Here is an 18,754-nt window from a genome sequence, read left to right on the forward strand (position 1 = left end):
ATCCTGCATTTCGACCTCGACGCCTTCTACGCGAGCGTCGAGCAGCGCGACGATCCGTCCCTGAAGGGCAAGCCCGTCGTGATCGGCGCCGACCCCGAAGGCGGGCGCGGGCGCGGCGTCGTGGCGACCGCGAGCTACGAGGCGCGCGCCTTCGGCATCCGGAGCGCGATGCCGATGACGCAGGCGTGGCGCGCGTGCCCGGACGCCGTCTACCTGCCGCCGGACATCGAGCGGTACGCCGCCGTGAGCCGCGAGGTGTTCGCGACGATCGCGCGGCACGCGGACGTGCTCGAGCCCGGCGGCATCGACGAGGGGTACCTCGACGTGACGGAGCGCACGCGGGGCGACTTCGACGAGGCCCGCGCGCTCGCCGCGCGCGTCGCGGCTGAGGTGCGGCGCGACCACGGCCTCTCGACGAGCTGGGGCGTCGCGCCGTCGAAGCTCGTCGCGAAGATCGCGACCGACATGCAGAAGCCGCGCGGCCTCACCGTCGTGCGTCCGGGCGAGGAGGAGCGCTTCCTCGCGCCGCTTCCCGCGCGGAAGATCCCGGGCGTGGGGCCGAAGACCGCGGAGCGGCTCGAGGACCTCGGCGTGAAGACGTGCGCCGATCTCGCGGCCACGCCCGTCGCGCTGCTTGCGCGCGAACTCGGCGTGTGGGGGCCGCGCCTCGCGGCGCTCGCGCGCGGCCTGGACGATTCGCCCGTCGACCCCGCGTGGGAGCGCAAGAGCGTCGGCAGCGAGACGACGTTCCACGACGACCTCCCGCCGGGCCCCGCGCTCGAGGAGGCCGTCGCGCGCGCGGCGGGCTGGGTCGCGGAAGGCCTCGCCGCGGAGGCGCTCCTCGCGCGCACGGTGGTGCTCAAGGTCCGGCTCGAGGACTTCACGACGTTCACGCGCAGCCGCACGCTCGCCCTCCCGACGGACGACGCCGCGACGCTGCGCGAGGCCGCGCTCGCGCTCCTTGCCGAATCGCCGCTCCCGAAGCGCGTGCGCCTCGTCGGCGTGCGCGGGACGAATCTCGTCGCGCCGCATGGCGCCCGACAGGCGACGCTCGACCGCTGGCCCGCCGACGTGCTCGGCGAGCGCGCCGCGGCCGGGGGGCGCGGGAAGCGGCCGAGGCTGTGGGAGTGGGAGGAACGCGAACGGTAGCGCGGGAGGGCGGCGCGAGAACCTTTATCTCGCCTCGTTCGAGTCCCCGCCCATGCGTCCCTGGCTCGCCCTCCTCGTCCTCCTCTCCGCGACCGTCCTCGCCGGATGCGCCGCGCCCGCCGGAAGCGACGCGGGCAAGGGACCCGCGAAGGTGGACGACGGCACCGTCGAGGCGCCGTGGTGGCCGGTCGGCGCGTGGTGGGACCTCCGGTTCACGCGCGAGAGCAAGGTCGAGCACGTGCGCCTCGCGAACTTCTGGAACGATTCGGAGACGCACCACTTCTGGCTCGGCGTCTCGAACCGCGCCGTCGCGATGGACCACGCGCTCCACGACACGAACCCGCTCCTCGGCCGCATCCACTGGAACATCCTCACGCCGCACCAGAAGGGCATCCACGCGCACGGCATGTACAACTTCCCCGTGAAGCCCGGCGACCAGTTCGGCGGCCTCATGTTCGACCACGAGTGGAGCATGAAGGCATCCGCGGGCGAGAAGAAGGGCGCGCTCAGGTTCGAGGGCACCGCGACGGACGGATCAAAGATCCAGTACGATTACGACCCCGACCTCCAGTGGTTCTCGTTCGTCGAGATCAAGGACCGCGCGGGGAAGCTCAAGCTCCGCGTCGACGTGACCGACCACGGCGAGGGCGCGAAGGGCGCCTTCTACTTCCTGCGCGGTCGCGACTACTACGAAGGTCCGAAGCAGCAGGGGACGCACGACGAGACCTTCGAGGTGAAGGAGGAGGAGATCCCCCACAAGTCGCTCGCGATCAAGATCCGGGGCGCGGCGAGCGGCATCCTGCGCCTCGACTTCATCGATCCCTCGGGGGCGATGCGCCACAGCGAGACGCTGCCCGCCCAATCGATCGACCGCATCGTGGAGATCCCCAGCCCCCAGAAGGGTCGCTGGACGCTGCGCTACGCGGGCACGGGCGAGTTCCAGGGCGAGATCCTGGGCATCGGCATCCTGGAATACACGCGGACGCTCTGAGCGCGCCCGAAGGGTATTTCAGGGAGGCGCCACCCTCGTCGGTCGGCCAGACGCGACGAGGGAGACGGCGCGCGTCGCCACGTTCCACGCGCCGTCCATCGCGCCCCGCGGGGCGTCCCGGGCGACGAGCGACGCTCTCGCCCCCGACGTGATCCCATGCCCTCGTTCAAGGACTTCAACCTCAGCCCGACCACGCTCGCCGCCGTCGAGGCGATGGGCTTCGAGACGCCGACCCCGATCCAGGCCGCCGCGATCCCGCTCCTCCTGCAGGGCGAAGACGTCCTCGGCCAGGCGCAGACCGGCACCGGCAAGACGGCGGCCTTCGGCCTCCCCATCGTGGAGTCGTTCTGCCACGAGCGTCGGCTCGGCCGGGCCGCCCGCGGTCCGCGCGCGCTCGTGCTCGTGCCGACGCGCGAGCTCGCGATCCAGGTCGTCGACGAGCTGAACGCGCTCGCGGGCTCCGCCGCCGCGCCGCCTCGCAGCAGCCGCGCGGACGACGTGGACTATTCGACAGGCTTCGCGGCGGTCGCGGTGTACGGCGGCGTCGGGTTCGCGACGCAGGCGCGCGCGCTCGGGTCGCGCGGCGCGACGTGCATCGTTGCGACGCCCGGCCGCCTCATCGACCACATGGAGCGCAAGAGCGCCCACCTGGAGAACGTGGAGTTCCTCGTCCTCGACGAGGCGGACCGCATGCTCGACATGGGTTTCCTGCCCGCCGTGAACCGCATCCTCTCGGCGCTCCCGCGCGATCGCCAGACGGCGTTCTTCAGCGCGACGATGCCGCCCGAGGTCTCGAAGCTCGCGGGGCGCATCCTGCGCGAGCCCGAGACGGTGCGCGTGGGCGAGGACTCGCTCACGACCCCGCTCGCCGCGCAGTTCCGCGTCGTCGTGCGGCAGGAGCAGAAGATGGGCGCCCTCGCCGCGCTCCTCGAAGCGGAGGAGCCCGAGCGCGCGCTCGTGTTCGTGCGGACGCGCCATGGCGCGCGACGGCTCGGCAAGCGCCTCCGCGCGCTCGGCCACGAAGCCGAGGCGCTCCACGGCGACCTTTCGCAGGGCCAGCGCGAGCGCGTGATGGACCGGTTCCGCGACGGGTCCCTGCACATCCTCGTCGCGACCGACGTCGCGGCGCGCGGCATCGACGTGCCCGAAGTGACGCACGTCATCAACTTCGACGTGCCCACGGAGCCTGAGACGTACGTGCACCGCATCGGCCGCACGGGCCGCGCGGGCAAGGAGGGCCGCGCGTTCCTCCTCGCAACGGGCGACGAGCGCCAGGAGGTCCAGGCGATCGAGCGCCTCATCGACGCGACGCTCGAGCCGTTCGACGTCGGACCGCTTCCGGACGTGGCTTTCTCGGAGCCGAAGCCCCAGAGCCCCTTCCGCCACGGCATGCATCGCCGCGGGCGCGAGCGCGACGAAGGTCCACGCGGTCGCGGCCGCGACGGGCGCGGTCCGAACGCGGGCGCCGCACGGCCCGGCGGCGACCGTCGCGGAGCCTCCGGTCCTGCGGGCCACGCCGGTCGAGGACCGGCCGGCGTCCGGCGCGGACCCGGGCGCGGTCCCGGCGCGCCCGGGCGCGGCTCCGGTCGTCCGGGGAGCGGAAGCGGCGGTCGCGGCCGCGACCGACGCGGGCGCGCGTGAGCCTCAGCCGAGGACGGCCTCGCGCACGACGTCGCAATCCCGCACGATCGAATCGATGACGAGGCCCGCGTCCGCGAACTCCACGCGGAGGTCGTCCGTGCACGCGGTGAACGTGACCGAGGTCGAACCCTGCGGGAAGTGGACGTACCACATGCCCCAGAAGTTTCCGGGTTCGGCGAGGGTCCACGACATCGGGATACGGATGGGCGACGAGCCCGTCACGATCCACGAAGTGCCGAGCGACGTCGGGAGATACCACTTGTCCGTGACGAGCACGCCCGCGCCCCAGTCCGTGGTGGGAGTCAATGTCACGTTCCATCCCGCGAGCCCGCCGTTCGAGGGCGTGCGCGGCTTCGTCTCGTGCGCCGGACTTCCATAGACGCCGGTGAACTCGCCGTTCGAGCGCCGGTGATCGTCCGCGATCGGTCGCGCGCCGCTCTCGTAGGGATCGGGCGCGCTGGCCGTGCCGACGTATCCGTCCTCATTGAGGTCGCGCCAGATGCCGGTCCACGCCTGGACGCCGAGGATGCCGGGCAGCATCGCGGGCCGACCGTCGGCGTCGCGGCCCGGCAGCGGTGAGGTGCGCGCGTTGACGAACGGATTGAGCTGGCCGAACCCGAGCTGCAGGTCGATCCAGCCGCGGTGCTCGGTCTGATACTCCGCGAGTCGGCCGGACGCGGTCGAGGTCGAGCCGATCTCCGTCTCCTGCATGTACCGGCCGTAGATCCGCCCTTGCGCCGCGTTCACGGGACCCCCGAGGGGCTCGGGGGCGGTCACGGGGGGAAGGATGCACCCTTGCGGACAGAGCGGCCAGATGGGGGGCGCGAGCCCGTTGACGAGCGGCGCCGCGGCCGCGCCGTAGAGCGACGCGACGGGGCCGGGCGCGACGACGGGATACTCGTCGATATCGACGAGGCTCGTATTGCGGGGCGTGTAAGGCGTTCCCGACGCGTGCGGAAGGAAGATGGGATCCGAGACCGTCTCCGCGACGTACCGCTGCAGGAGCGAGTTGTCGTACAGGATGACCGGACCGCCCCCCGATATGTAGAGGTGGTTCCCCGCCGTGATGTAGGACACGTCGGGCGATGCGTCGTCCGGCGCGTAGCTCGCGGTGTAGGCCGGATGCGACCCCGGACTCATCCATGTGTAGATCGTGGCGTGGCGTCGGGTCCACTCGTTGTCCGCGTAGGCGGTGGTGGCGTTCGCCCACCGGATGCGGATGATCCCGTCGCCGTTCTGATCGCGCCAATGCCCGTGCCACGCATGGAACCAGCCCGCGCCCCAGATGACGTCCGGCGCATCCTCGCCGAGCGCGCGACGCGTGTTCATGTTCGTGCGTTGGGACGAGTCGGTCCAGCCGTAGGCGTTGCGGCGCTGACCGTCGCCCGCCTCCTCGAGGGGGGGAATCTCGTCGCCCCGGTTGGGGCCCGACGTGGTCCAGAAGCTGTCGAGGATGCGGATGCCGCCCGGCGTCTCTCCCGCGTCGAGGATGGCCTCGACCACGTTGTTGGATTGGTGCGCGAAACGGGGACCTCGTTCCGCGGCCTCCCACCGCAGGTCGGCGTTGTGGGCGAACGCCGCGCCCGCCACGTTCACGATCAGCGCCGTTGCTGCCAGCACGAGGCTCAGCCGTCCCATGGTCTCCCAGGGACAAGAGGCGCTTTGGGGATCGATAAAGATGTGCTTGCGCCGGACCGAGGCCCCCGCGCGAACGGATGGGCGAGGTCGGCATCCCCGGTCCCCGCGCGCGGTCCCCGGTCGGGGCGACGATCCGGCGACGCATTGAAGGCCCCGGGAAGATAACACCCGCGCGAGCACGAGCCCATGATCCCGTTCCGAACGCTCGCCCTCGTTCTTCTTCTCGCGACCCCGGCCGCCCTCGCCCACGTCGACGCGCGCGACCTCCGGATCGAGATCGAGGAAGGGTCGCGCACCCAGCGCGAGGCCGAGGGCCAGTTCAACTGCGTCAGCGAAGCCGCCGCAGGGGGACGGGATGCCTGCCCCCGGGCCTTGACGTCCCAAAAGTTCCCCCATGAAGGCGTGCGCATGCTCGAGGCGCACTACCTTCACGCGGCGCCGCTCGGCCGACCCATGAGCGTCGCCGAGGACGACCCGGCCTCGTACGCGATGAGCCTCCCCGACGGATGGAGCACGGCCGAGTCCTCGCAGGGGCTCCTCTCCGAGATCATCCTTCCCGGTCCGGCCGACTTCCGCGCCTGGTACGGCTTCTGGAACGACCTGGACTCCGACTCGACCCTCTCGGCTCGGCGCAGCGCCCCCGCCGTCTATGCTCCGGACAACGAATGGGCGCCGATCCACCGCGCGAATATCGTCTCGTACGTCGAGCCCGGGAGCCACCCGGGCGTCTTCGCGAACGACCGCGCGGACCGGTCGACGCCCGACGTGAGCTATCGCGAGGAAAAAGGGATCACGTCGCAGTTCTACGACGCGAGCGCCTTCGGCTTCATCCTCTTCCTGGATGGAAGCCTCCTCCAGGCCTACCACGTCATCACGGTCACCGACCCGATCCTCGCCCCGGATGGCGAGTCGTTCCCCTTCACCGCCCGGACCGGCTCGCTCGTGGACATCGACGTCCATCCCGCCGTGGCCGCCGGACCCGTGGTCGCGCTCTACGCCCAGACGCTCGGCCGTCCGATGAACGACATCGGGTCACCGAGCCTCGGCACGGTCTCGCGAAACGGCGGACGCGTGGGTCCGGTGCCCTCGAGCGAAACGCCTCTTGCGGGGACGCCCGCCGCAGAAGCGCTCGATGGCGCGATCGGATCCCTCTACGCCCCGTATCCGCGCGAATGGCTCGACGATTCGGGCAGTGTCGCCGCGGGCGCCCGCGACGCCTACAACGTCTCGTATCTTCCGTGGCTGGACCTCGTGCCGTCCTATGGAGAGCGGGTCGACACTTCGATCCAACTCTCGATCGATTTCGCCGGTCCGAGGCCCTACGAGTATCGCGCGCTCACGGGCCTGAGCACCGTTTACTTCGTGAAGAGCGGCCCGCTCCCGGGCAAGACCGAGAGCGGCGGCCAGGCCATGCTGCCCGGAACCCTCACGTTCCAGATCTTCTCCGGCTTCTGGAAGGACGTGGACCGGGACGGATTCATCGGGTCGGCCGCGACCCCCGATCCGTACGAGGGCGGCGGGCGGCCGTTCCCGGACAATTACTTCAACGCGAACGGCGAATTCTTCGGCACTCCGCTCCTCGTCGCGTCGGGAAAGCCGGCCACGTCGTCCGACATCCGCATCGTGCTCGTTCCGGACGTCGATTGGGGCGAGCACGGCGTCATCCTGGAATCGGTCTCCCTCCTCTGCGGACCGGGCTGCGTGAACCCGGCCGAGAAGTGGACGATCAAGGGTTCGCAGCCGATCGTCATGACCGCGATGACCGAGGAAAACATCGCCGGATCCTACCGCAGCCGCGAGCGGCTGATCCTCCCGACCGGAACGCAGGACCTCTCGTTCAGGGCCTGCCTCAGCGGGGTCTATCTCCTCGACGAAGTCGCGGACGAACGCGTGCACGTCTGGGATTGCGACCGGGTCGGTCGGCTCGCTACTCCCGCTTGAGCTCCTCGAGGATGGCGGGAATGAGCGTTCGCGCGTCGCCCACGAGGTGGTACTGCGCGAGCTTCGAGACCGGCGCTTTCTTGTCGGGGTTGATCGCGACCACGAGTTCGGGGCTCGTCACGCCGACAAAATGCTCGAACTGGCCCGAAAGGCCCGCGGCGACGTAGAGGCGCGGCTTCACGCGACGTCCCGTCGCCCCGACCTGCCGGTCGGCATCCGCGAGGCCGAACTGGACGGCCGCGCGCGTCGCCCCGGGCGCGCCTCCGAGGGCGCGCGCGAGGTCGTCGACGAGTTTCATGCCGTCCCGCGAGCCGAGTCCGAGGCCTCCCGACACAACGACTTCCGCGGTCTCGAGCGGGGGCGTCGCGGGGGGCGCGTCCTCGAGGCCGAGGAAGCGCACGCGCGTGCGGTGCTCCACGACCTCGACGCCTTCGACGCGGCCGTAGCGCGACTCGTCCGGGTAGCCGGGTCGGACGGCGCCGGGCCGGAGCGAGGCGACCTGCGGTCGCGCCTTCGGGATGGTCGCGACGGCCTCGATCGAGCCGTCGTAGGTCAGACGCTTCGCGACGAGGAGCCGATCCGTCTCGTCGATCTCGAGCTTCGTCGCGTCGGCGAGCGCGCCCGTGCCGAGGGCGGCCGCGAGGCGCGGCGCGAGGTCGAGGCCCATGGGCGTCGCGCTGAAAAGCAGGATCTCCGGCTTGCGCTCCTTCACGACGGGCAGGATCGCGTGGAAGTGCGCGTCGACGTTCCCGAGCGTGAGCGCCTCGGACTCGCCCGTGAGGACGATGTCCGCGCCATGGTGGATCGTCGACTCCGCGAGGGCCGCGACCGCGGGGCCGAGGAGCAGCGCCTCGACGCGCGCGCCGAGCGTGTCGCCCAGCTCGCGCGCCTTCGTGAGGATCTCGAGGCCCGATTTCGCGAGCTTCTCGCCGCGGATTTCGGGTACGACCAGGATGTCGCGGTGGGCGGTCACGGGACCACCCCCCGGCTGCGCAGGCGCCGAACGAACGCTTTCGCGATCTCCGCGGGCTCGCCTTCGAAGTGCTCGACCTCGGCGCGCTCCTTGCGCTCGCGCGCGAGCTTCTCCATGCGACGCACGCGCGTCGGGGAGCCCTCCTTGCCGACGCTCTCCTCGTGGAGGTCGAGGTCGCGGATGTTCCACACCTTGACCTCCTTCGTCGCGTAGGCGTCGTGCACGCCCCACGCGGTGGCGATCGCGGGCTTCGGCGCCTCGTCGCCCACGGAGAGGAGGCACGGGAGCGGGACCTCGTATTTCGCGACCTTCGCGCCGAATCGCTTCCGCACCTCGACCGCGCGGCCCTGCATGGCGGCGTCCATGACGAACGTCACGGCGGGCACGTTGAGGAGCTGCGCGAGCATGGGGCCGACGCCCGCCGCGCGGCGGTCCGCCGTGCGGCCGCCCGTGAGGACGATGTCGGGGCGAAGCTTCGTGACGGCGGCCGACAGCACGCGGGCCGTCGCGAGCGTGTCGGCGCCCTCGAAGGCGCGGTCGTGGAGCAGGATGGCCTTGTCGGCGCCCATCGCGAGCGCCTCGCGGAGCGCCATGGAGGCGCTCGGCTCGTCCATCGTGACGACGGTGAGCGCGCCGCCGTGGGTCTTCACAAGCTCGAGGCCCATCGCGATCGCGCGCTTCTCCCACGGGTTGATGACCCATCGCAGGCCCTCGAGGACCGGTTCGCCGGTGCGGCGCGAGACGTGCACGTTCAGGTCGCTCGGCACCGCCTTGATACAGACCACGATGTTGGGCATCAGAGCTCGAACCCCCCGAGCGCGTACAGCTCGCGACCGATGATGAGACGCTGGATCTCGTTCGTCCCTTCGAAGATCTCGTTGATGATGTGATCGCGGAAGCCCTCCTCGAGGTCGTCGAAGCCTTCCATGAAACCGCGCGCTCCATAGATCTGGAGGCAGCGGTCGATCGCCTTGCCCGCGATCTCCGAGCCGAGGATCTTGATCATCGCCGTCTGGCGGGAGACGCGGGCGCGGAACTGGCGCGGCACCGACTTGCCGGCGGCGACCAGCTCGTAGTAGTGCTCGACCTCCTGCGTCGTCAGGTAAGCCGCGACGCGCGCCGCGTAGATTTCCGCCGCGAGCTCCGCGAGCGTGAACTGCGTCGCCTGCTTCTTGCCGATGGGCTCGCCGAACTGCTCGCGCGCCTTCGCGTAGCGGATCGTGCGGTCGAGGATCTCGACCGCGCCGCCGAGATTGCCGACGCCGAGCGCGACTCGGCCGCCGTCGAGGGCGGTGAGCGCGGCGATGAAACCCTCGCCGACATTTCCGAGGATGTTCTCCTTCGGGACGCGCACGCCGTCCAGCCGGATCTCCGCCGTCGTCGAGAGGCGGATGCCCATCTTGTCCTCGAGGTTCGCGACCTTGAAGCCCTCCGACTTGGACTCCACGATGAACGTCGTTACGCCGCCGCGCGCGCCGAGCGCAGGATCCGTGACGGCCGACACCATGAGGTAGTCCGCGACGTTGCCGTTCGTGACGTAGATCTTCGTGCCGGTGAGGAGGTAATCGTCGCCGTCCTTCTCTGCGATCGTCTTGATGTTGGCCGCGTCCGAGCCGGCCTCGGGCTCGGTGAGCGCGAACGCGCCGATGGCCTTGCCCTCCGAGAGGGGCCGCACGAAACGTTCGCGCTGGTCGGGCGTGCCGAAGAGGTAGAGGGGCTGAACGCAGATGCCCGTGTGCGCGCCGACGATGGTCGCGATGGAGCCCGACACCTTCGCGAGCTCCTCGAGGAGGATGCAATAGCCGACCTCGCCGAGGCCCGCGCCACCGAGCTCGCGGGGAATCGGAACGCCCATGAAGCCCTGGCGCTGGAGCTTCCGCACGATGTCCCACGGGAACTCGTGGCCTTCGTAGAAGCCGCGCGGGAGCATGGGACGGATCTCGGAGTCGAGGAACTCGCGCACGGTGGCGCGGAACAGCTCCTGCTCTTCGCTGAACGTGAACTCGAGGGCCATCGAGGTCGCCGCGGGGATTAGGGTCCGTCAACCCATAAGGGATGTGTCCTCGCGACCACGGACGGGAGTGAAATTCAGGCCCGGCCCGCGGCCGTGATGCGACGGGATCGTTCGAGGATCATCTCCCGCCGCTTCTCGGGGGGCGCGGCCAGGAGCTCGACCGCCATCGGCGAGACGGGTCGCCCCAGGAGGCGCGCAAGGAGGGCCGGGTCCTCGACGAACATGTACTCCGTGACCGCAGTCGAGGCGACGGCGCCGTCCGCGTGGCGGATCTCGGTCGCGAAGGCGCCGCGGCGCGCGTCGACGCTCGCGACGCGGCCCGTCGCCGTCACGCGGTCGCCGATGCGGATCGGCCGCTGGAAGCGGACGTCCATCCGGGTCGTGACCCCGATCTGGCCGACGAGGACGTTCATCGCCCAGTGCGCCGCGTCGTCGTGCAGCGCCGCGAAGGCGCTTCCGTGCACGAGGCCGCCCCATCCCTCGAGCGCGGCCGTCGCGGTCCAGGCCCCGACCACGGTGTCGCCGTCGACGCGGAAGCGCACGTTGTAGCCGTGCTCGCGGTCGAGGCCGCACACGAGGCATCGCGCCGCGTCGGGGGCGGGAACGAGGTGGTACGCCTCCATGACGCGCCCATTTTCCGGTCGGCCCATGAAGCTTCCCGCGTCAGGCCATCCGCCCGGCGGGCGTCACGAGGTCGCCGAGGTAGGTGGGCTCGACCGGCGCGCCGTCGACCTTGACGGTGACCGTGTAGGCCTGTCCCGAGGCGCCGACGAGGTAGCCTTCGACGAGGAGCGTGTAGACGCCCGTTTCGAGCGCGAGGAAGCCGACCGCCTCGTGGTTCGCGCCGACGCGGCTGCCGTGGGCGCTCGCGAGGCGCACGTCGCCGTGGCTCCAGAGACCGCGAGCCCCCGCGCCGGGGCGGTAGACGCCGATGTCGATGTCCGTCGTGCCCACGTTCACGTCGGCGAATATCGCATCCACGTCGCGGCCCGCGGGATCGAACCAGTCGACGCGCACCTCGACGCGCTCTCCCTCCCTCAGGAGAATGCCGTAGGGATGGATGGCCCGGGCCCCCATGGGGCCGCTCGGGGGCAGGAAGCCGGGGTTCGACGCGCCCGTCGGCAGCGCGATCGTGACGGCGTCGTGCGCGGTCGAAGCGCGGCGCGCCTCGAGGGACGCCTCGTGCGCGAGCACGTTCGCGATCGACGGAGCGGCGGGGAGCGTCCCGGCGCGCGCGTGGGGGAGGACGGCGTTGACCGCGGCCGCGTTCACGAATCCGAATCCCTCGATCGCGAACGGCACCGCCGCGTCGTCGAGCGCCGCGCGGTGGACGAGCGCGCGGACGCGCTCCGGCGAAGCATCGGCGGCGTGGTCCTTCGCGGCCTGCATGAGGCGCGCGGACCAGCCCGCCACGAGCGGCGCCGCGAAGCTCGTGCCCGAGGCCGTGCTGTAAACGTTTCCGGGACGCGCGACGACGACGTTCGCGCCCCACGCGATGACCTCGGGATCCGTGTTGGAGAAGTACGCTCCGGTCGTCCGCGCGCTTGCGGTCCCGCTCGCGCCGGAGGCGCCCACGATGAGGGCGTTCGGGGCGTAGGCGGGAGAGCTTCCCTCGGCGGGGAACTTGACGCCCGCGTTCCCGAGTCCGTTGCCGGCCGCGACGACCGGGAGGACGCCGCGGGCGGCGACCATCTCCATGACCTCGTCCGTCGTGTCGAGCGCCCCGGTGATGGGGATGATGGTGCCGATGCTGATCGAGAGGATGTCCGCGCCGACGGTGTTCACCGCCCACTCGATCGCCTGGTCGACGCTCGTGATGGACCCGTCCGCGTCCGTCACCTTGGCGATCGCGAGCTTCACGCCGGGATAGGCGCCGACGGTCTTGCCGCCGACCGCACCCGCGGTCGCCGTGCCGTGGCACGAGGAGCGGCAGCCGTCGTAGGGGATGGCTCGGTTGGGGTCCCACGTCGCGCCGATCGGCGGGACGCCGCTCGTTCCGAAGTCCCACCAGGCGACGATCTGCGGGCTCGCGACGCCGGCCTGGCCGCGGTAGCCGCCGAACTCGACGTGGAGGCCGTCCGCGCCCGTGTCGATGACGGCCACGACGACCTCCGAGTCCGGGACGCCGATCGAGGGGTGGTGCCGACGGGGCTCGAGCGCCGCATCCGCCGGGGTCGCGAAAGCGGGGAGCACGAGGAGGGCCGAGAGAACGAGAACAGTGATCGAAAGCGCGCGCATGGGAGCCTCCGGGGAAGCGATGGCAAGGACGCGTCATCAAGGCTTGGGTCCGCCCCTCGGCGTTCCCGGAACGTTCAAGGCCGAACCGTCCCCTGACCGCGACGTGACCCAGTTCGCGAAGGGCATCGGCCTCCTCACGGCGACGACGCTCATCATGGGCTCCGCGATCGGGAGCGGCATCTTCCTCCTCCCGAGCGCGATCGCCGGGCACGTCCAGGCGCCGGGCCTCCTCGTGCTCGTGTTCGTCGCGGGCGCCATCATGTCCTTCGCGGGCGCCCTCACCTTCGCGGAGATGGGCGCGATGTTCCCGCGCGCGGGCGGCCAGTACGTGTTCCTGCGCGAAGCGTTCGGCGACGGCCCGGCCTTCCTTTACGGGTGGATGATGTTCTGGGTCGCGATCACGGGCATCATCGCGGCCGTCGCGACGGCGTTCGCGATCTACGTGGGCTACTTCTTCAAGCTCTCCGTGTTCGAGACGCGTCTCGTCGCCGTCGCGTGCATCGGATTCCTCACGCTCGTGAACGCGCTGGGCGTGAAGCACGGCGGCACGGTGAACAACGTGTTCACCATCGCCAAGGTCGGCGCCATCGCGGCGCTCGTCATCCTCGGCTTCGCCCTCGGGAACGGGACGGGCGAGCTCGTCACCCCGGTCCTCCCGCCCGATGCGGGCCTCGCGCTCGTTTCGGCGTTCGGCTTCGCGGTCCTCCTCTCGCTCTTCGCCTTCGACGGATGGTCGAGCGTGACCTTCGTCGCGGCCGAGATCAAGAACCCGCAGCGCACGATCCCGCTCGCCGCCTTCCTCGGCGTCCTCGGCGTCACCGTGGTCTACCTCGCCGCGAACCTCGTGTACCTGCACATCCTCCCCATCGACGCGATCGCGGCCTCGCCCGCGCTCGCTTCGGACGTCGCAAGCGCCTTCCTGGGCCCGAACGGAGGCGCCCTCATCGCCGCGGCCATCGTCGTCTCGACCTTCGGCACGGTCAACGCGTTCATCCTGCAGGGTCCGCGCATCTATCATGCGATGGCGGAATCGGGCCTGTTCTACCGCGGCTTCGGCCGCCTCGACGCGAAGCGCGCCGTTCCCACCTTCGGCCTCATCGTGCAGGCCGAATGGGCCGCGCTCCTCGTGCTCACGGGCACCTACACGCAGCTCGTGACGTACGTGACGCTCGCGATCTGGGCCTTCTACGGCCTTGCCGGCTTCGCTTACTTCCGCCTGCGGAGGAAGTACCCCGACATGCCGCGGCCGTACAAGACGACCGGCTACCCCTGGGTTCCGGGCCTCTTCATCGGCGCCGCCATCTTCGTCGTCGTGAACACGCTCGTGTTCGACACGACGAACGCGCTCTTCGGCCTCGGGCTCGTCGCGACGGGCATTCCCGTCTACTGGCTCATGCGGCGACGTCTTCAGGCGGGATTGCGCAACGTCCCGGTGGACCCTCCGAGCCCCGCGGCGCCGGCGGCCGAGGACGCGGGCCGCTAGTCCTTCCGCCACGGGGCGTAGCGGCGACCCTTCCATTCCGATCCGCGACCCGTCACGCGGTCCCAGAGGCTCGCGCCGACCACGGCGAGGAAGAGCGCGCTCCCGAGGGGGTGCAGGAACGCGTAGCGGCGCGGCACGCCCGTCGTGTGACGGTACGTGCGCGCGAGCCGCGCCGCGAACTCGAGGTAGGCGACGAATCCCAGCACGGCGAGGCTCCACGATCCGGCTTTGAGCGCGGCGAGGGCGCCCGGGAGGGCGAAGGCGCCCTGCCACGTCGAAAGCCCGGTGAGAAAGGCTTCACGCGGTGGCGTCGCGACCGCGCCCTCGGCCGCGTTCTTGCGCCAGCCGCGCCACATCTCGCCGAAGCTCGCATACATCCGCACGCGGACGTGTCCCTTGAGATCCACGAAGCTCGACCCGACGCCCGCGCGGGCCGCGGCGCGCGAGATGGCGAGGTCCTCCGCGACGCGGGCGCGCACCGCCTCGTGCGTGCCGGTCCGCTCGTACGCGGCGCGCGTGAAGAGGAGATACTGGCCATTCCCGATCGCGCGTTCGGGATCCCGGATCGCGGTCACGGGCGCCCCACCCATCGCGGTCTCGATCGCGACGAACACCGGCGGCATGAAGACGCGTTCCCACGCCGTCGGGAATTCCTGCTCCGTGCCGCCCGTCACGAAGCCCGCGCCGGACTCGAGGAGGTGCGTCACGGCGCGCGCGAGGCTCTCGGGCGCGTGCACGGTATCGGCGTCCGTGAAGAGGAGGAGGTCGTGCCGCGCGGCGCGCGCCCCCGCGAGGCAGGCCCAAGGCTTCCCGACCCAGCCGGGCGGCAGCGGCGGCTCGTCGAGGACGCGGATTCGCGGGTCGCGCGCGGCGGCCGCGACCGCGGCCTCGCGCGTGCCGTCGGCCGAGCCCCCTTCGACCACGATGACCTCGAAGTCGGGATAATCGAGCGCGGAGAGCGACGCGAGGAGGCGCGGGAGCGTCGCGGCCTCGCGGCGCGCGGGCACGACGATGCTTACGGGCGGGAGGTCCGCGCGCGGCCGAGGGGGCGGGAGCGACGGCGCGTCGACGGCGGGCCGCCAGCGCGCGACGAGGGCGGCCGCGAAGGCGACGAGGACGGCGACGGCCGCGGCGGCGAAGAGGAGGTCCAAGGCACGCCGGTCATTCCGGGGCGGGGACTTGAGGGTGGTGGTGACCTGGAAAGGATCATGCGACCGGATGCTCGTGACAACCCGGACATCTCCAAGGAAGATCACCATGAAAAAGACGTTGGCGTTCATCCTCCTGGTCGTCGCGCCGACCGCGACCGCCGGCTTCATCGCCCCTATGGAAGCCAGGACCGACGCCGTCGGCCCCTTCGAGGTCTCGACCTGGATCGGCGGCCGGTACCGCATCGAGGACCCTGTACCGGCGGCGAACGCGAGCGGGATCAGCGTCGTCGTCCATTGGGCCCACGCGAACGCGACGAACGTCTCGATCGTCGTGCGGCTCGTCAACGTGTCCCATCCGCTTCTCGGCCTCCATACGGAATGGAGCCCGCGGACGGACGGATTGAACCGGTCGTGCCACCCCGAACCCGGGATGCGCTGCCTCTGGGGCGGCATCCCCTTCAAGGCCACCCCCGGTCCGCAGCCGGAGGTCGTGGAGGCCGTGGTGGACGTCGAACTCTCGGCGGAGGTGCCGGGGCGTGGCGCTTGGAACGAGACGCGGCGATATGCGTTCGACATCCGTTTCGAGGGGGAAGGCGTCGAAGGGGACCCGGCCTGGAAACCGATCATGGAAACCAAGGGCTTGCCAAACACCTCGTCCGACGGGCCCGTCACGCCGACCCGCATTCCCGGGTCGGCAGCTTGGCTCGTCCTCCTCGCGGCCGTCGGCGCCGCGCTCGCGGGTCGCGTCAGCTCTTCCGCTCGATCCAGCCGCTCTGCTCCGCCATCCGGAGGAGACGCTTCGTCGTCTGCGTCTCGTTCCCGGTCACCTTGAGGGTCGAGCCCCACTCGTAGCGCAGGCCCGTGCTGAAGTCCTTGAACGACTTGCGCACGAGGTACTCGCGCGCGTCGCCCGTGCCGAGGAACTCCTGGAGCTTCCCGAGCGTGCGCGTCGAGGAGAAGTTGCCGGGGAACATCGCGATCCGGCGGTGCGCGATGACCGCGATGCGGTTCACGACCGCGTCGAGGAAGTGCCGGTCGTGCGAGACGACGAGGAGGCTCCCCTGGTATTCGGCGAGGGCCTTCTCGATCACGTCCTGCGAGGCGAGGTCGAGGTGGTTCGTCGGCTCGTCGAGCACGAGAAGGTTCGTCTGCCCCACGAGGAACTTCGCGAGGGCGAGGCGCGCCTTTTCGCCGCCCGAGAGCTTCGCGACGTGCTTGAACGCGTCGTCGCCCTTGAACATGAAGCGGCCGAGGATGCCGCGCGCCTCCTCGTCGCCCATGCGCGGCGACGGGCGGATCGTGCGGATCTCCTCGATGAGCGTGCGCGTCGGGTCGAGGCCCGCGTGCTCCTGGTCGAAGAAGCCGACCTTGACGCCGGGGCTGATCTCGAGCGTTCCGGAGGTCGGCTTCTCGAGGCCGACGATCATACGGAGGAGCGTCGTTTTTCCGGCGCCGTTCGGCCCGATGAGGCCCACCTTGTCGCCCTTCGCGACGACGAGGTCGGCGTTGTCGAGGATCGCGACGTCGCCGAAGCGCTTCGTGAGGCCTTCCGCGGTGAGCACGTCCATGCTCGACTTGCGCGTCGCTTCGAGGCGGAGCTTGAACGTCTTCTGGTCGAGGATCGAGTAGTCGACGCCCTGCGATTCGCGCTGGGCGCGTTCGAGACGGCGCGTCTTCGAGCGCGCCTGCGCGTCGTACTTGTTGCGGCGCTTGATCTCCTCGATGATCTGCATCTGCCGCTTGAACTCGTCCGCCTCGCGGCGGCGGCGCGCTTCGAGGGCGCGCAGGTAGGCGGCTTTCTGCTCGCGGTACGCCGTGAAGTTGCCTTCCCATTCCCAGACCTTGAGCGACTCGATCTCGAGGATCTTCGTCGCAAGCTCGTCCATGAGGTACTGGTCGTGCGCGACGAGGAGGAGCGCGCCCTTGTATTCCTCCACGAGGAGGTTTTCGAGCCATTCGACCGTCTCGATGTCGAGGTGGTTCGTCGGCTCGTCGAGGATGAGCAGATCCAGCTCCTTGTAGTTCGCGAGCGCCTTCGCGAGAAGGACCCGCGTCTTCTGTCCGCCCGAGAGGCTCCGCATCGTCGTCTCGAGCTCGACGTCCGCGAGGCCGAGCTCGGTGAGCATCGTGAGCGCCGCGCCCGCGTCGCCCTTCGAGGCTTGGCGCTGGAACTCGCGCTGCAGCTCGGAGTACCGCGAGAGCACGTCCTCGTAGCCCGGCTCCTCGTAGAAGGCGGGGTCGGCCATGCGGGCCTCGATCTCTTCGATCTCGGCTTTCAGGGTCGCCGCTTGCGGCGGAAGGGTCGTGAGGAGCGAGCCGACGGTCGCCTCCGGGGCGAACTCGAAGGTCTGGGACATGTAGGACCACCGCATGGTGGCGTCGACCGCGAGTTCGCCGAGGTCCGGCGAGAGGCGGCCCGTGATGAGGTTGAGGATCGTCGTCTTCCCCGCGCCGTTCGGGCCCACGAGCGCGACGCGCTCGCCCTCGGCGATGATGAACCCCGCCTGCGCGAGGATGGTGCGTCCGCCGTAGGCCTTCGAGACCCCGTCGGCCTGCACGAGGAGGCGCGTCATGCCGGCGCAACATGACGCTTGATTTAAAAGGGTTCGGGGGCCCCCGGCGGTCCCTTCGAGGGACGTGTCGCAAGGCTCAAGCCGCGCGTCGCGGCCGGGCGGCCGAGATGGCGAAGCGTCCCTGGTATGCGGTCCCCAGGTGGGTCCCCCTTGTCTGCGGCCTCCTCGCCGCGCCGCTCCTCGCCCTCGGATTCGCGGGCGGGTGGGAACGCGCCGCGTTCGCGACGGCCTCGTTCGCGACGGGCGCGGGGTTCGGCCTCGCGGTCGCGACGGCGCTCCTCCTCATCCTCGGCCGCGACGCGCCGCGGCCCGCGAAAGGGACCCCCGAGAGCGCGAAGGAAATGTCGCCGCCTTAGCGCGTCGCCTCGAGCCGGACGGCCATCGTCTCGAGGAACGCGAGCCGCGACGCGATCACGGACGGCTCCCATTCCTTGCCGTAGGTTTCGAGGAGGACCTCGCGGCCGCCCGCCTCGATGCGGCGCACGGTGCCGTCGACGAGGCTCGCGCGGGCCTCGGGGGTCAGCGCGAAGGTCACGCGATCCGGATCGTTCGTCCGGACGCGGAACCGGTGATCGAACGCGGCGTCGCCGAGGACGACATCCTCGCCGCCGAAGGCCTTGATGATCGCGGTCCCGATGTCCTCCTGATCGGCCCTGAACCGGAAGCCTTCGGGCGAGGCGATCGCGAGGCGGACCTGCGTCGTCCACGGCCCGTTCTTGCCGAGCTTCCGGTGGCGCACGGCGGCGCGACGCCCCTTGTAGTCGCCCTTCACCCCGCCCTCGAAGGCGACGCCCTTCGCGGCGACGAAGCCGTGCGCGGCGAGCGCCGCGCCGAGCGCGCGCAGGCGCCGATGCTCGACGACGATGAGGCTCACCACGATCGCCATCACGATGACGAAGACCCCGGGCCCGATCAGGACCTCCCATGCCATGCCGACGGCAGCGGGGCAGGGTCAAATGAGC

At 70.7% G+C, this 18,754-nt stretch carries 16 protein-coding genes; 7 read left to right on the plus strand and 9 right to left on the minus strand.

Annotated features, from left to right (window positions below; all coding sequences use genetic code 11):
- From dinB to VM889_03640, 3 genes are all read left to right on the plus strand, one after another.
- Positions 1-1,149: DNA polymerase IV (dinB, locus tag VM889_03630; protein HVL47626.1), on the plus strand; the 1,149-nt coding region annotated here is incomplete at its 5' end.
- A gap of 52 nt (positions 1,150-1,201) precedes the next feature.
- Complete coding sequence (locus tag VM889_03635) at positions 1,202-2,140, plus strand: hypothetical protein (protein ID HVL47627.1); 939 nt, start codon at positions 1,202-1,204, stop codon at positions 2,138-2,140.
- 156 nt (positions 2,141-2,296) lie between these two features.
- Positions 2,297-3,781 (plus strand): DEAD/DEAH box helicase, encoded by a 1,485-nt coding sequence (locus VM889_03640; GenBank protein ID HVL47628.1) that lies wholly within the window; start codon positions 2,297-2,299, stop codon positions 3,779-3,781.
- Positions 3,782-3,784: 3 nt separating this feature from the next.
- Here VM889_03640 and VM889_03645 read toward each other — a convergent pair whose 3' ends face one another.
- Positions 3,785-5,419: a hypothetical protein gene (locus VM889_03645; protein HVL47629.1), complete on the minus strand. Its 1,635-nt coding sequence runs from the start codon at positions 5,417-5,419 to the stop codon at positions 3,785-3,787.
- Between the two features lie 186 nt (positions 5,420-5,605).
- Here VM889_03645 and VM889_03650 point away from each other — a divergent pair, with 186 nt between their 5' ends.
- Positions 5,606-7,360, plus strand: coding sequence for a hypothetical protein (locus VM889_03650; GenBank protein ID HVL47630.1), 1,755 nt, complete (start codon positions 5,606-5,608; stop codon positions 7,358-7,360).
- Here VM889_03650 and VM889_03655 read toward each other — a convergent pair.
- The 5 genes from VM889_03655 to VM889_03675 all read right to left on the minus strand — a co-directional run bounded on the left by VM889_03655 (position 7,347) and on the right by VM889_03675 (position 12,585).
- Positions 7,347-8,333, minus strand: a complete 987-nt coding sequence (locus tag VM889_03655; GenBank protein HVL47631.1) for an electron transfer flavoprotein subunit alpha/FixB family protein — start codon at positions 8,331-8,333, stop codon at positions 7,347-7,349. The two genes, VM889_03650 and VM889_03655, sit on opposite strands and share 14 nt — an antisense overlap.
- A complete protein-coding gene (locus VM889_03660) occupies positions 8,330-9,130 on the minus strand; it encodes an electron transfer flavoprotein subunit beta/FixA family protein (protein HVL47632.1) in 801 nt (266 codons plus the stop codon). Before VM889_03660 ends, VM889_03655 begins: the two co-directional genes overlap by 4 nt.
- Complete coding sequence (locus VM889_03665; protein ID HVL47633.1) at positions 9,130-10,347, minus strand: acyl-CoA dehydrogenase family protein; 1,218 nt, start codon at positions 10,345-10,347, stop codon at positions 9,130-9,132. Before VM889_03665 ends, VM889_03660 begins: the two co-directional genes overlap by 1 nt.
- Positions 10,348-10,421: 74 nt before the next feature.
- Entirely contained in the window at positions 10,422-10,970 is a 549-nt protein-coding gene (locus VM889_03670; protein HVL47634.1) for a hotdog fold domain-containing protein, read from the minus strand.
- Between the two features lie 40 nt (positions 10,971-11,010).
- Positions 11,011-12,585, minus strand: coding sequence for a S8 family serine peptidase (locus tag VM889_03675; GenBank protein ID HVL47635.1), 1,575 nt, complete (start codon positions 12,583-12,585; stop codon positions 11,011-11,013).
- 103 nt (positions 12,586-12,688) lie between these two features.
- On the opposite strand from VM889_03675, the gene VM889_03680 reads away from it, so the two are divergent.
- Positions 12,689-14,068 carry an amino acid permease gene (locus VM889_03680; protein ID HVL47636.1) on the plus strand — a complete coding sequence of 460 codons (1,380 nt, stop codon included), beginning with the start codon at positions 12,689-12,691 and terminating at the stop codon, positions 14,066-14,068.
- Here the strand turns inward: VM889_03680 and VM889_03685 are convergent.
- Complete coding sequence (locus tag VM889_03685) at positions 14,065-15,219, minus strand: glycosyltransferase (protein ID HVL47637.1); 1,155 nt, start codon at positions 15,217-15,219, stop codon at positions 14,065-14,067. The two genes, VM889_03680 and VM889_03685, sit on opposite strands and share 4 nt — an antisense overlap.
- Positions 15,220-15,325: 106 nt before the next feature.
- Here VM889_03685 and VM889_03690 point away from each other — a divergent pair, with 106 nt between their 5' ends.
- The gene (locus VM889_03690) at positions 15,326-16,051 is read left to right on the plus strand and encodes a hypothetical protein (protein ID HVL47638.1); all 726 of its coding nucleotides are present in this window, start codon (positions 15,326-15,328) and stop codon (positions 16,049-16,051) included.
- Here VM889_03690 and VM889_03695 read toward each other — a convergent pair.
- Positions 15,966-17,792, minus strand: coding sequence for an ABC-F family ATP-binding cassette domain-containing protein (locus VM889_03695; GenBank protein HVL47639.1), 1,827 nt, complete (start codon positions 17,790-17,792; stop codon positions 15,966-15,968). The two genes, VM889_03690 and VM889_03695, sit on opposite strands and share 86 nt — an antisense overlap.
- 107 nt (positions 17,793-17,899) lie before the next feature.
- On the opposite strand from VM889_03695, the gene VM889_03700 reads away from it, so the two are divergent.
- Complete coding sequence (locus tag VM889_03700) at positions 17,900-18,148, plus strand: hypothetical protein (protein ID HVL47640.1); 249 nt, start codon at positions 17,900-17,902, stop codon at positions 18,146-18,148.
- On the opposite strand, the gene VM889_03705 is transcribed toward VM889_03700, so the two are convergent.
- On the minus strand, positions 18,145-18,723 hold the full coding sequence (locus VM889_03705) for a hypothetical protein (GenBank protein HVL47641.1): 579 nt from the start codon (positions 18,721-18,723) through the stop codon (positions 18,145-18,147). The genes VM889_03700 and VM889_03705 overlap by 4 nt on opposite strands.
- Positions 18,724-18,754 lie beyond the last annotated feature (31 nt).

This window comes from Candidatus Thermoplasmatota archaeon (genome assembly GCA_035540375.1).
GTDB lineage: Archaea > Thermoplasmatota > SW-10-69-26 > JACQPN01 > JAJPHT01 > DATLGO01.

Coding starts and splice junctions, on each gene's coding strand:
- VM889_03635 (HVL47627.1), top strand. CDS start 1,202: ATGCGTCCCTGGCTCGCCCTCCTCGTCCTCCTCTCCGCGACCGTCCTC.
- VM889_03640 (HVL47628.1), top strand. CDS start 2,297: ATGCCCTCGTTCAAGGACTTCAACCTCAGCCCGACCACGCTCGCCGCC.
- VM889_03645 (HVL47629.1), bottom strand. CDS start 5,419: ATGGGACGGCTGAGCCTCGTGCTGGCAGCAACGGCGCTGATCGTGAAC.
- VM889_03650 (HVL47630.1), top strand. CDS start 5,606: ATGATCCCGTTCCGAACGCTCGCCCTCGTTCTTCTTCTCGCGACCCCG.
- VM889_03660 (HVL47632.1), bottom strand. CDS start 9,130: ATGCCCAACATCGTGGTCTGTATCAAGGCGGTGCCGAGCGACCTGAAC.
- VM889_03665 (HVL47633.1), bottom strand. CDS start 10,347: ATGGCCCTCGAGTTCACGTTCAGCGAAGAGCAGGAGCTGTTCCGCGCC.
- VM889_03670 (HVL47634.1), bottom strand. CDS start 10,970: ATGGAGGCGTACCACCTCGTTCCCGCCCCCGACGCGGCGCGATGCCTC.
- VM889_03675 (HVL47635.1), bottom strand. CDS start 12,585: ATGCGCGCGCTTTCGATCACTGTTCTCGTTCTCTCGGCCCTCCTCGTG.
- VM889_03690 (HVL47638.1), top strand. CDS start 15,326: ATGAAAAAGACGTTGGCGTTCATCCTCCTGGTCGTCGCGCCGACCGCG.
- VM889_03695 (HVL47639.1), bottom strand. CDS start 17,792: ATGACGCGCCTCCTCGTGCAGGCCGACGGGGTCTCGAAGGCCTACGGC.
- VM889_03700 (HVL47640.1), top strand. CDS start 17,900: ATGGCGAAGCGTCCCTGGTATGCGGTCCCCAGGTGGGTCCCCCTTGTC.
- VM889_03705 (HVL47641.1), bottom strand. CDS start 18,723: ATGGCATGGGAGGTCCTGATCGGGCCCGGGGTCTTCGTCATCGTGATG.